This window comes from Bremerella volcania (assembly GCF_007748115.1).
GTDB lineage: Bacteria > Planctomycetota > Planctomycetia > Pirellulales > Pirellulaceae > Bremerella > Bremerella volcania.
The window spans coordinates 1,066,791-1,079,701 of sequence record NZ_CP036289.1 but is presented as its reverse complement, the minus strand read 5'-3'; the positions used below and the strand labels follow the sequence as shown (position 1 = coordinate 1,079,701).

11 protein-coding genes are annotated in these 12,911 nt (G+C 59.2%); 7 read left to right on the top strand and 4 right to left on the bottom strand.

All coding sequences use genetic code 11. The features are described 5' to 3' along the window. The first annotated feature begins 194 nt into the window (after positions 1–194). From Pan97_RS04220 to lpxK, 5 genes are all read left to right on the top strand, one after another. Complete coding sequence (locus Pan97_RS04220; RefSeq protein WP_144970897.1) at positions 195–1,469, top strand: outer membrane protein assembly factor BamB family protein; 1,275 nt, start codon at positions 195–197, stop codon at positions 1,467–1,469. Positions 1,470–1,552: 83 nt separating this feature from the next. Then, positions 1,553–2,032: a hypothetical protein gene (locus Pan97_RS04215; RefSeq protein ID WP_144970896.1), complete on the top strand. Its 480-nt coding sequence runs from the start codon at positions 1,553–1,555 to the stop codon at positions 2,030–2,032. Between the two features lie 157 nt (positions 2,033–2,189). Continuing rightward, positions 2,190–3,080: a hypothetical protein gene (locus tag Pan97_RS04210; RefSeq protein WP_144970895.1), complete on the top strand. Its 891-nt coding sequence runs from the start codon at positions 2,190–2,192 to the stop codon at positions 3,078–3,080. A gap of 441 nt (positions 3,081–3,521) precedes the next feature. Beyond that, complete coding sequence (locus Pan97_RS04205) at positions 3,522–4,622, top strand: isocitrate/isopropylmalate dehydrogenase family protein (RefSeq protein WP_144970894.1); 1,101 nt, start codon at positions 3,522–3,524, stop codon at positions 4,620–4,622. A 93-nt stretch (positions 4,623–4,715) separates the two neighbouring features. Next, positions 4,716–5,798, top strand: a complete 1,083-nt coding sequence (gene lpxK, locus Pan97_RS04200) for a tetraacyldisaccharide 4'-kinase (RefSeq protein WP_144970893.1) — start codon at positions 4,716–4,718, stop codon at positions 5,796–5,798. Here the strand turns inward: lpxK and Pan97_RS04195 are convergent. The 4 genes from Pan97_RS04195 to Pan97_RS04180 are packed head-to-tail and all read right to left on the bottom strand — an operon-like array spanning position 5,792 to position 8,941. Continuing rightward, on the bottom strand, positions 5,792–6,436 hold the full coding sequence (locus Pan97_RS04195) for a histidine phosphatase family protein (protein WP_144970892.1): 645 nt from the start codon (positions 6,434–6,436) through the stop codon (positions 5,792–5,794). The genes lpxK and Pan97_RS04195 overlap by 7 nt on opposite strands. Beyond that, positions 6,433–7,407, bottom strand: a complete 975-nt coding sequence (locus Pan97_RS04190; protein WP_144978123.1) for an ABC transporter substrate-binding protein — start codon at positions 7,405–7,407, stop codon at positions 6,433–6,435. Before Pan97_RS04190 ends, Pan97_RS04195 begins: the two co-directional genes overlap by 4 nt. Positions 7,408–7,412: 5 nt before the next feature. Then, on the bottom strand, positions 7,413–8,198 hold the full coding sequence (locus Pan97_RS04185; RefSeq protein ID WP_241676406.1) for an ABC transporter permease: 786 nt from the start codon (positions 8,196–8,198) through the stop codon (positions 7,413–7,415). Continuing rightward, on the bottom strand, positions 8,198–8,941 hold the full coding sequence (locus Pan97_RS04180) for an ABC transporter ATP-binding protein (RefSeq protein WP_196782275.1): 744 nt from the start codon (positions 8,939–8,941) through the stop codon (positions 8,198–8,200). The genes Pan97_RS04185 and Pan97_RS04180 overlap by 1 nt, the downstream gene beginning before the upstream one ends. Before the next feature lie 357 nt (positions 8,942–9,298). Here Pan97_RS04180 and Pan97_RS04175 point away from each other — a divergent pair, with 357 nt between their 5' ends. Together Pan97_RS04175 and Pan97_RS04170 are read left to right on the top strand one after the other, a co-directional pair. Beyond that, entirely contained in the window at positions 9,299–11,236 is a 1,938-nt protein-coding gene (locus tag Pan97_RS04175) for a DUF1592 domain-containing protein (RefSeq protein WP_144970890.1), read from the top strand. A gap of 37 nt (positions 11,237–11,273) precedes the next feature. Then, positions 11,274–12,632: a DUF1552 domain-containing protein gene (locus tag Pan97_RS04170; protein ID WP_144970889.1), complete on the top strand. Its 1,359-nt coding sequence runs from the start codon at positions 11,274–11,276 to the stop codon at positions 12,630–12,632. Positions 12,633–12,911 lie beyond the last annotated feature (279 nt).

Below are 12,911 nucleotides of genomic sequence, written 5' to 3'. Positions count from 1 at the left end.
CCAACCTGTTTGTGCCGAGTCAGCATAGCCCCTACGTTTGCCCACCACAATCATTTTAACGTCTTGTGAAGTAAACACCTCACTGGTCTGGTTTTAATCGAGCCAGGTTTTGACTCGCCCCGCGAAGCGCTATAATCGCAGGTACTCACACCCTTCTCGAACTTCAGCTCCCCTGCCCTGTAAGGAATCGGTTGATGCCTCGTAACTTCCTCCAGCTTCTTTCCCTGCTTGCGGTCGTCGTCTTTACGCTGCCGCTGCAAGCAGACAACTGGCCTCGCTTCCGCGGACCTTCCCAGGCCGGGATCGCCAACGTAGACTCCGTTCCCACAAAGTGGGGCGACACCGAAAACGTCCTGTGGAAGACCGACATGCCAGGCCCAGGCGCCTCAAGCCCGGTCGTCTTCAACAATCGCATCTACGTCACCTGCTACACCGGGTACGGCCTGAACGAAGAAGAGCCTGGCGATAAGGCCAATCTGAAACGGAACCTCGTCTGCGTCGATCGCGAAAATGGCAGGATCCTGTGGAACCAAGAGATCCCGGCCGATGCCGAGCACACCAAAGACTTCAGCGGGTTCGTGGCCCTGCACGGCTTCGCTTCCAGCACGCCCAACGTCGACGATACCGGCGTCTATGTTTACTACGGCACCACCGGGGCCGCCGCCTACGATCTCGACGGCACGCACCGCTGGACGGTCAGCCTGGGGGATAAGACCCACGCGTTCGGCACCGCCAACTCGCCGGTCCTCTACAAAGACCTGGTCATCCTGAACGCTGGCGTCGAGGGAAACGCGATCGTCGGCCTCGACAAAAAGACCGGCCAAGAAGTCTGGAAGCACGAAGGGGTCAACCGTTCGTGGAACACGCCCATCCTGGTTACGGCCAACGGTCGCGATGAACTGATCTACAGCGAAGAAGGCGCCGTTCGCGCGCTCGATCCGGCCACCGGCGAGGAACTGTGGCACTCGAAGGGAATCGACGACTACATCTGCCCGAGCGTGATTCCCGTCGGCGACGACATGGTGGTCGCCATGGGTGCCCGCAAGAATACGACGATCGCCATCCGCACCGGCGGCAGCGGCGACGTGACCGACAGCCACCTGGTTTGGGAACTCGACAAAGGCTCGAACGTTTCGTCTCCCACCTACCACGACGGCCACCTGTACTGGGTCAGCGAAAGCAAAGGGATCGCCTACTGTGCCGACGCCAAGACCGGCGAAGTGGTCTACCAGGAACGAATGGAACCCCGCCCGAAACTGATCTACGCCTCGCCGGTGGTGGCTGGCGGCAAGCTGTACTACGTCACCCGCGAAAACGGCACCTACGTGATCGACGCGAATCCCGAGTACAAGCTGATCACGATCAACGAGTTCGAAGCAGACAAGTCGATCGCCAACGCCAGCCCGGCAATCGTCGACAACAAGATCTACCTTCGCACGAACAAGGCATTGTACTGCATCGGAAAGTAACGCCCCGATTTAGAATGCTCAATTAACGTAGGATGGCTACCGGCGTCCCCGCCGGATAGCCTTCTTTTTTCGGAGCCGCAATCATGAACACCAGTGCCAGCCTCCTAGGAAAGTTGCAGGGCTTCCTGATCGCGATGGAGCAGATCAACACGCGCGTCAATCACGGCTGTACTTTCAGCATCGATCCTATTGCGATGGATGCGGATCCGACCGCTTGCATCACGCGGGCACTCGCGGATCAATCGATCGAGTTCACAGATCTAAAGCTGGAACCGCTCGAACCGTGGCGACCGGCCGTGAAAAGCTGTTTGTCCCGCTGGCTTCTCCAATTCCAAGAGCCTGAGAATTGCGATCGGAGCCTTTGGAATCACGAGCACCTTCCCGAAATCGACCGGAAGCGGTTTCTCCAACCACCGCTGGAGTGGCTGGATGCCCTGGTCGGCAAGTGCGATGTGTATGAATTCAAGATACATCCGGTCGGCTTCTACGAATGCGACTGGAACGATTTCCTGATCCATTCCACCGAATCCGCCTACTGGCTTCATCTGGGCGTTTCTGATTAGCCCGCGTCATCCGTGGTCAAAAAAATTTTTCCCGCGCGCACTATCTCACTGAAGCGCTAGTCCTCTAAATTGCACGTACACCCGATGAAGCAATCTCGCTTCCGGGTGCCGTGCCCGCGTTTGCGTGGGCATGCAAACTTCAACACACTCAAACGTCATGTCCCATCAACACGCCTCACAACCTGAAACACACGGAGCGAACGCATCAGCGCACGCTCCGCAGGTTGCCGTGCGCGAGGGGAATCGACTGCTCTGCCCTTGCTGCGGAGAGGTGTTGATGATCTTGCAGGAAGAGCCGGCCAACGAGTCGCAGCCCAAGAAATTCTGGCCGCCGAAGATGGCTCCTCCGAAGCGAACGCCGCGGCCGCAATCGGCCACGCTCAACGAAATCATCCGCCGGCAAGAGGCCCAGGAGGAAGCCGCGTTTCAGGCTGCGATGGCGAAGGACGTTCCTAGCAAGGACCCGCCTGTCGAAGCGTTCGACCCCGATCGACCGCACTACCGGGCCGACAGCATCGTGGTCGAAATCGATCCGGAAATCAACGCGTACGAGTTCCCCGAAATCGATCCTCCCCTGGTGCCAAACGGCTTAACGCCCAAACGTTCGCGGAGTGACTCAGGCGAATACCGCGTGCCCCGCGAACGCGACGCGGTGACGCGCTACGAGGAACGAAAGCGCTATCGACTACGGCAGCCGCTGCGCGAGCCCCTCACGTACGAAGCCGCACGATTGTACGCGTGGATGTTCTACCGGATGAAGAAGCTCAACCTCCAGTTGATCGAGGAGATTACCGCGAAACAGGCCGAGATCGATGCGCTGGAAGAGGAACTCAACGCACCCGTCGAACAGGCTTCCAGCGAAGAACAACCGCCAAGCGAAACGCAGCCCCAAGTAATCTCCCGAGCCGAAACCAAGCAGATCATCACGCCCACACGACGCGAACGCGTGCTTCGTGCGATTGAGAAGCGTGTCCACGCGGATGTGAGGATGGCGTCCAACAACGAAACACGACAAGTCGAAACGGCCCACGAACGCGGGCCGCCATGAGTGTGTCAGCCCCAAGGGGGCGACCGTTTCAGCAGGCATCATTTCGACCGCTCTTTCAGGGCCTAAGAAGTCTTTTGGGGAACGCTTTCCAGGGGCTTCCACCCCTGGCTATTAATGGTCGCCCCTTCGGGGCTGACGTAAGAAACTGCTGCGTAAGATTCGTTCCGATGCCATCGCGAACGTCGGTCGCGCATGCGTTTTCATCAAGCTTGAAAATCCCTCACCCTGGCCCTCTCCCCTCAGGGGCAAGGGGACGGAAGCGGGTGCGCGCTATCCTTGCCAGGCACCCTACAGAACTAGGCCCGTAACCGTCGGCATGTCCTGGTACTAGGTTTACCTCTGGCGGTTGGTCTGGTATTTTGGGCTCTTAACGCAAGGTGTTCCATTCGCCCTAAATCGCTTATCGCAACTACGATATCCCTCAGCTGCCAGGAAAACCTCATGGCCTACGAAGTCACTCTCATTACCGGCGACGGTACTGGTCCCGAATTGGCGGAAGCTGCCCGCAAGTGTGTCGACGCAACCGGCGTCGAAATCAACTGGGACGTCCAGGAGGCCGGCGTCGACGTGATGGAGCGTGTCGGCACGCCCATCCCCGATTCGACCATCGAAAGCGTTCGCCGCACCAAGTGTGCCCTGAAGGCCCCGATCACCACCCCTGTGGGTACTGGTTTCCGCAGCATCAACGTTTACCTGCGTCAGGAACTGGGTCTGTTTGCCTGTATCCGCCCTTGCAAGTGGTACCCAGGCGTTCGCAGCTACTTCAGCGAGTTGGGCGTCGATATCGTCATCGTGCGTGAAAACACCGAAGACCTTTACGCCGGCGTCGAATTCGAGAAAGGCAAGCCTGAAACGGCTCAGCTGATCGAGTTCATCAACGGCCTGCCATCGGACCGCAAGATCAAGACCGGCGCCGAAGAGACCGGCGTTTCGATCAAGCCGATTAGCGTCAGCGGAACCGAACGTATCGTTCGCTGTGCGTTTGACTACGCCCAGAAGAACGGCCGCAAGAAGGTCACCGCCGTTCACAAGGCGAACATCATGAAGTACTCCGACGGCTTGTACCTGGCCACGGCCACCGAAGTCGCCAAGGACTACCCTGACATCGAATTCGAGGAACGCATCGTCGACAACATGTGCATGCAGCTGGTCCAAAAGCCAGAACTGTACGACGTGATCGTGCTGCCGAACCTGTACGGCGATATCCTCAGCGACCTGGGTGCCGGTATCGTCGGCGGCCTGGGTGTTGCCCCCGGTGCGAACATCGGTCCCGAAGGCGCCGTCTTCGAAGCCACCCACGGTTCGGCTCCGAAGTACAAAGGCCAGAACAAGGTCAACCCGACCGCCCTCATTCTGTCCGGCATGCTGATGCTTCAGCACATGGGCGAAACCGACGCGGCCAAGCGTCTGGAACAGGCCGTCGCCGACGTCATCGCCGAAGGCAAGGACGTCACCTACGACCTCAAGCCAAACCGCGACGACCCAACCGCCGTCGGCACGCAGGAAATGGCCGACGCCATTTGTGCCAAGCTGAAAGGCTAGAGCAAAGTCGCCAATTGATAAGTGATCGAAAGGGACAAGCCGCCAGGTTTCGTCCCTTTCGCTTTGAATACGCCACCCCGTAGTAACGAATCGATGCTCACTGCCCGAGACTTCAAAGCCATTGTCAGCGGCCGCCAAAGGGGAATCGGCACGTCGATGCTTCGCGGACTCATGTGGGTGACCTCGCTCTTCTACGGAATCGGCGTCGGCATTCGCAATCGTCAGTACGACACGAAGGTCAAACCAGGCGAAAAGGTCGACGTGCCGGTGATCAGCGTCGGCAACCTGACCCTCGGCGGCACCGGCAAGACGCCCATGGTTGCCTGGCTCGCGCGTTGGTTTCGCGAGCAGAACATCCGCGTCACGCTGATCAGCCGCGGCTACGGCGCCGAGCAAGGTGCTCAGAACGACGAGGCGAAAGAACTCGAACAGTTGCTGCCTGACGTTCCGCACCTGCAAAACCCCGATCGCGTCGCCGCCGCCCAGGTAGCCACTGAGGAACTCGCCGCCCAGGTACTGCTGCTGGACGATGCGTTCCAACATCGGCGAATCGCCCGCGATCTCGATATCGTGCTGATCGACGCCACCGAGCCCTTTGGCTACGACTACCTGTTCCCCCGCGGCACCCTGCGAGAGCCGGTCCAAAGCCTGGGCCGGGCCGACGTGATCGTGCTCACCCGCGGCGACATGGTCAGCGTCCAAGAGCGGGCCGCGATCTGGGAACGCGTCGCCAAACTGGAAGACGATGCCGTGCTGGTCGAGATGCGTCACCAGCCAAGCCGCCTGATCAATTTCAGCGGAGCGTCCGAGCCGATTGATCAGCTGAAGGGAAAGAAGGTGCTGGCCTTTTGCGGCATCGGCAACCCGAGCGGTTTCCGCCACACGCTGACAAATGCCGAGATCGACGTGGTTGAGCTCAAAGAATTCGACGACCACCACGATTACCAGCGCGAGGACATCCACGTCCTGGAGCACTGGACCACTGAGCACGACGAGGTCGAAGCGGTCGTCTGCACGCACAAGGACCTCGTGAAGATCGGCCTCGATCGCTTCATGGACAAGCCCCTGTGGGCCTTGACCATCGAAGCCAAGATCGTCGACGGCCAAGAGGAACTCGAAGAGCGGCTGCGGGAACTAGTCGAAAAAATCCCCGAAGATCCGTACGCCGACTACTGATTCAGCTCGCGTAGGTGAAAGGTCGAATTGCAAGTCACCAGTTCCGCCTTTTCCCCTTGATACCGAATCAGATTCACGCAGCAGTTGTCTTGCCGGATCGTCCGGAACTGCTTCAGCGGAATCTGGTACAGATGGGCGACCATCACGCGAATGACGATGTTATGCGCGACCACCAGGACCCGCTTGCCGAGGTTCTGCCGCAGGATCCTGGTCAGGGCTGGTACCGTCCGCCGAGCGACGTCGGTGGCCGATTCCCCTTCGGGATAAGGATGAATCGAGGGATCTTCCTGATGCAAACGGTACGCCTCGGGATCGGCCGCTTGGATGTCTGCCCAGTCGCGTCCCAGCCAGCGGCCGACGTCGGCCTCGACGATCTCCGGCACCGGAACGATCTCGCGGCCAGGCACGATGCGTTCGGCCGTCTCGATTGCTCGCACCATCGGACTGGCATAGACGCAATCGAACGTCAGCGAACTAAGAAACTTACCCGTTAGCGTCGCCTGCTGCTGGCCGATCGCGGCCAGCGGGCCGTTGATTCCATTGCCTTGCAGGACGGTCGGCTGCTTCAGATTGAAGTCGGTCGCTCCGTGCCGGACCAAATACATCCAACACGTATCGTCAGAAAGAGTGCCGCTCATGATGCCTCGGTAAAACAGTCTTCCGGCTTCACGGCGTCCTTCTCGATCAGCCCCACTTCGACGAGCTGCTCGACAAGGGTCTTCCAGCGGTCAAGCTGCATCTGACCGAAGTCGTCTTGCTGAACCGTCGTCAGCGGGACGATCGCCTTGACGCCAAACTCCAGGACGCCCGGCGTGAGTTCGGGATTGAGCGACTGAAGATGCTCGTTCGTCTTCAGCGGGTCCTTCAGATACGCCTGCCAACCTTTACGGCAAGCTCGCGTCATCTTGGCGACCAGTTCCGGATGCTCGCTCTTCAGCTTGTCCGACGTGAACAGCAAGCTGGCGTACGGGTTATAGCCGATCGCTCGAATGGGCAGCACACGCACGTTCGCTCCTTGCTGCTTGGCCAGAAACGGCTCGCTGAACTCGTATCCTTGCTGGGCGAAGTTCTTGTCACGCAGGAACGCCGCAATGCTGCCGTCGTACGGCACGATCCGCACGTTCTCCAGCGGGACATGCTTCTTGAGATACTCCGAAAAGGCCCGGCCGCTGTTCATCGCCAGGGTCACGTTCTTGAGTTCTTCCAGCGACTTGATGCCTGACTCTTCGTGCACCAGGAAGCAGCGCGGGCTTTGGTCAATCGCCGCCAGCGTGGCCACGACGTTGGCTCCTTGAGCACGGCCGAGCGGAATTTGATCGGCCGTGGCGACGCCGAACTCGATCGTGCCGCGTGCTACCTGCTGAATCACCGGCGAGCCAGGCCCGCCGGGGATGATCTCGACGTTAAGTCCTTCCTCGGCGAAGTAACCGTTGAGCTGGGCCGCGTAGAATCCGCCATGCTCGGCCTCGGGAAACCAGTTGAGGGCCAGCTTCACGTCGGTTCGCGCGCTGGGGTCATTATCACGCGGACCGGTGTGGTACGTATCGTCCTTCGTCTGACAACCACCGACCAAAGCGATGGCCATCAGTAGCAGACTTAGCAAAAGCATTCGTTTCACGGTGATCCCTCCCCTACCCAGCGCCACAATAGCAAACGGCCCAGCAGTGAAATGGTGGCAAACACGACGACACCCAACAGCGTACTGCATATCGTCCCAGCGAACAGGCTCGTCGTGTTAATTTGATTTTGTGATACGAGAATAAAATAGCCCAGCCCCTGATGACCACTCGAGTGCCCGGCGAAGAACTCACCGACGATCGCCCCGACGACCGCCAGCCCGGCGCTCGTTTTCATGCCGGTCAGCAGGTAACGAATGGCGCCTGGGAACTGCAGCTTCCACAAGATCTGCCATCGTGTTGCCTTGTTCACACGAAACAGATCCAATAGTCCCTGATCGACCGTGATCAGCCCGGTGGTTGTCGCGGTGATGATTGGGAACAGGCTGATCATCGTCGTCACCACGACCACGCTCAGCACGCCATATCCAAAGATGGCGATCACCAACGGAGCGACGGCAACGATCGGTACGGTTTGAAAGAAGATCGCGTAAGGGTACCCGCTTTGGCGGATGATCGACGACTGCGAAAACAGCAGCGACACGCTCACGCCCAGCACGACCGAGATCAGAAACCCACTGACGGCCACCATCCCCGTGCGCAGCGTATACAGCAACAGCGAATCGCTACGCTGCCACATCGTTTTGCCGACGTCCCAAGGGCCCGGCAGGATGTACGGTTCGAGCCCGCTGACGACGATGATCGCTTGCCACAGGGCAAGGGTCAGCACCAACACCAGCATCGGCAGCACGATGGTCTTCCAGCTGAAGCGATCCTCCTTCATCACGCGGCCGCTCCTGCCAGTTTGCCCATGACCTCTCCGCAAAATCTGGCGAAGTCGGGGTCGCTTCGAAGTGGACCGCGGCGCGGGTAATCGAACGGAACGGTCATGTCGGCCACGATCCGCCCAGGCTGGGCATGCATGACGAGAACCCGCTGACTTAAGAAGACCGCCTCGGCGACGTTATGCGTCACGAACAGCGTCGTCCACTTCTGCTCTCGCCACAGGTCGAGCAGTTGTTCGTTCAGCTGATTCCGCAGTAGGTCGTCGAGCGCGGCGAACGGTTCGTCCATCAGCAAGATGCGCGGCTGGGTGACCAGTGCCCGGGCGAGCGAAACCCGCATTCGCATCCCGCCGGAAAGCATTCGCGGAAATTTTCGCGAATCTTCCGCTTGCAAACCGACCATCCGAATCGCGGCATCGATTGCGTGTTGGTCGTCGCGCGTCAGCTGGCGGCGGAGTTCGAGGGGTAACTGAACGTTCTCCGAGGCCGTTCTCCAGGGGATGAGGCTGGCGTCCTGAAAGACGAAGGCCCGCTCGCCGGCCTGGTCGTCGGAAAGGGTGAGCTGGCCACCACTGGGCTGGTCCAAGTTGGCGACCAAACGCAGCAGCGTTGATTTACCACAACCTGAAGGCCCGACAAGGGAGACGAATTGCCCCGACGGGATCTCGAGCGCATCGACCGAAAGGACGAGCGATTCAGGCGAAAAACGCTTCTCAAGTTGTCGAAATTCAATCGCGGACACGACCACCTGTTTTCTGACAATCGGGATAGTTATTTTCCAGAAGAAAACCACGCAAAAACAATGACTTGCGCCAAATGTCCAGGGATTATCGGAAAAACGTATTCCCTCTAACCTGACCACCCTAAGGGGTAATTGCTACGGGCCGGGAATAAATCTTTACTTCTAGGACATCCCTCCCTACGATAACTAATTGAAGCCTTCCTTAGTGCGCGGTCACAACCCCCTCCATTTGTAGGACCGTGTTCGAAACAATTCAGCGAAATTTCCCGCCTCAATCATAATTTAAGCGACCTGTTTTATCGGTTGTTTCCTCTGAGTGCGGTGATTGCTTCGTCCCTGCCTTTCCAATCGATACTGATGCAACGACTTTCCCTCATTGCGATCTTCGTGCTTACGGCTGCTGTCAACGATAGCATCGCCGCCGAGACGAAACAGCCCAACACCGACTTCTCGAAGATCCAGCCGGTCTTGGAAAACTACTGCTATGGTTGCCATGGCTACGGTGCGGATGAAGGGGGCGTCGTGCTCGACACCCTGCCCGAGAACCCCCAGGCCTCGCACGAAACATGGCTGGCCGTCTGGCGAAACCTGCGCGCCCAAACGATGCCCCCGTCCGACGAAGACCAACCTTCTCCAGAACAGCGCGACCTGGTGAGCAAGTGGATCCAAGCGAGCGTCTTCAAGCTCGATCCGCAGAATCCCGACCCAGGCCGCGTCACGATCCGCCGTTTGAACCGCGACGAGTACCGCTACACGATCGAAGACCTCTTCGGTTACCGCTACAAGGTCGACGAGAACTTCCCGCCGGACGACACCGGTTACGGCTTCGACACCATCGGCGACGTCCTCTCGATGTCGCCGCTGATGACCGAGAAGTACTTCGACGCAGCACAAGAGATCGTCAAGGAAGTCGTGCCCACCGACGACAAGCAAGGCGTCATGTACAAACGCGTCTTCTTCGATGGTCCACCCCCCGAAGGCGAAAAGGAACGGGAAGCGTATGCCCGTAAAATTTTGCAGCACTTCAGTTCGAAGGCCTTCCGCCGACCGGTCTCCGACGAGACGCTCAACCGCCTAGTCGCAATCCAGAAGCACATCAGTGGCCTGCCCGACCGAACCTTCGAGCACGGCATCGCCCAGTCGTTCGCCGCTATTTTGATTTCTCCGCAGTTTCTATTCCGGGCAGAAATCCAACCGGAACCGAACAACCCCGGCAAAGTCGTCAACGTCGACGAGTTCGCGCTCGCCTCGCGGCTCTCCTACTTTCTGTGGAGTTCGCTGCCCGACGACGAGCTGACCCGGCTGGCCAGCGAAGGCAAGCTCCGCGAGAACCTCGATGCCCAGGTCAATCGGATGATCGACGATCACAAGTCCGAGCGTTTCGTCGAGCGTTTCGTCGGCCAGTGGCTGCAAGCCCAGGACGTCGAGTCGCTGAGCATCGATGCTCGCCGGGCACTGGGGCTCCGCGACCTTGGCGACTCCCAACGCATCTTCAGCCGAACCGTCCGCCGCGCCATGCGGGAAGAGACGGAAATGCTGTTCGAGTACGTCCTGAAAGAGAACCGCTCGGCAGGCGAACTGCTGACCGCCGACTACACCTTCCTCAACGAGCCGCTGGCCAAGTTTTACGGCTTGGAGGAGATCAAGGACCTCGACCGCAGCCGCATGAAAAAGGTCGACCTGCCCAAGGACAGCAAACGGGGCGGTATCCTCACCCAGGGGACTTTCCTCGTGGTGACCTCGAACCCAACCCGAACGTCCCCGGTCAAGCGCGGGCTGTTCATCCTCGATAACATCCTCGGCACGCCGCCGCCACCGGCACCGCCGAACGTACCGGCCCTGGAGGAAATCCGCCAGCGCGGCAAACGATTGACGATGCGCGAGCAACTGGAACTGCATGCCAGCGAAGCGCTCTGCAAGTCGTGCCACTCTCGGATGGACCCCTTGGGACTGGCGCTGGAGAAGTTCACCTACATCGGACAGTTCGAGGACGACGACGAGGTCGAAACCTCCGGCAAGTTGATCACCGGCGAAGAGTTCAAAAGCGTGAAAGAACTTTCCCAGGTGTTGGCCAACGAGCGAAAAGTCGATTTTTATCGCTGTTTGACCGAAAAGATGCTCACCTACGCCCTGGGGCGGGGTTTGGAATATTACGACACACCGACCGTAGACCTCATCGTCGACGACATGCTTGCCAACGACGGCAAGCTGCGCGACATGATTCACTCCATTGTAAATAGCGCCCCTTTCCAGAAGCGTCGTGGCGACGGCGACTTGTTGTCGTCCGCCAACTGATCCTGCCAGCTTTTAGCGCAACGAAGGAATTGATGCCATGAAAATGCAACCCACTCGCCGCCATTTCCTTAAAGGACTCGGTCTGGCCGTGGCTTTGCCCGCCATGGAAAGCCTGATGCCCGGCACCGCCCAGGCAGCCAGCCGAACCGCAACGACCGCCGCCGGCGATCCCCTTCGCTCCGCCTTCCTGTACGTGCCCAACGGCGTGAACGTGAGCAAGTGGTTCCCGGAAGGAACCGGCAAGGACTACAAGCTCAACGAAACGATGAAGCCGCTGGAGGACCTCCGTAGCGAGTTCCAAATCCTGAGCGGTCTCGCTCACGAACATGGTTTTGCCAACGGCGATGGCGCCGGTGACCATGCCCGAGCCCACGCGACGTACCTGACCGGTGCCCGTCCGAAGAAGACCGCCGGTTCCGATATCGAACTGGGCATTTCCATCGACCAGGAAATGGCCCAGTACCTCGGCTACGAAACCCGCTTGCCGTCGCTGGAACTGTCGTGCGATGGCGCCCGTAAGTCAGGCTCGTGCGACTCTGGCTACTCGTGTGCCTACCAGTTCAACCTGTCGTGGCGGAGTGCCAATACGCCGATGGCTGCCGAATCGAACCCACGCCTGGTGTTCGAGCGTCTGTTCGGTCGCGGCAACAGCGAAGAGCGACAACGCAACTTCGACCAGCGGATGACCGAGCGCCGTTCGGTGCTCGACTTCGTGATGGGTGAAACCAAGTCGATGTCGAAGCAGCTGGGCCGTAACGACGTGAAAAAGCTCGACGAATACCTGACCGGCGTTCGCGAAATCGAACAGCGTATCCAAAACGCCGAGAAGTTCCGCGACCTGCCTGAGGTCGAGATGGAGGCCCCCAGCGGCATTCCGAAGGATTACGCCGATCACATTCGCCTGATGTTCGATCTGCTCGCCCTTTCGTTCCACACCGACTCGACCCGCGTCGCTTCGTTCATGCTGGCTCACGACGGCAGCAATCGCAACTTCCGCGAAATCGGCGTTTCGGAAGGTCACCATAGCCTGTCGCACCATCGCGAAGACAAGGACATGAAGGAGAAGATCGCCAAGATCGACCACTTCTACGTCACGCAGCTGGCGTACTTCCTTGAGAAGCTCAAGTCGATGAAGGACCCCTCCGGGGCAAGCGTGCTGGACAACTCGATGATCGTTTACGGTAGCGGCTTGTCCGACGGCAACCGTCACCGTCACGACGACCTGCCGATCATCCTGGCCGGCAAAGGGGGCGGCACGCTGGAAACCGATCGCCACGTGCGACTCGACGCCAGCGCACGCACGCCGATGGCCAACCTGTTCGTCACGATGATGGACCGCATGGGCATCCAAGACCCCGACTTCGGCGACTCGACCGGCCCACTCACGGTCATCTAACGTTAACCGGGAACCGAACCATTCTCTTATTCCAGTCCCCTCTCCCTTCGCAGGGAGAGGGTTAGGGTTTCCGCCACGCCGCACCGCTCACCAACAGAGGGTGACCCAGAGAGATTCCTCTCTGGGTCACCCGTGGGCCGGTTTGCTAGCGACCTCTTTTACAGGCCGAAGCCAACTTCCTGTTCGAATTCCTGCACATCGGTCTTGTAAAAATTGCAAACCTATTGCTAGACTCAGTCCCGCGCACCAAACACGACTTGGCTGCGTAATGGATCAACC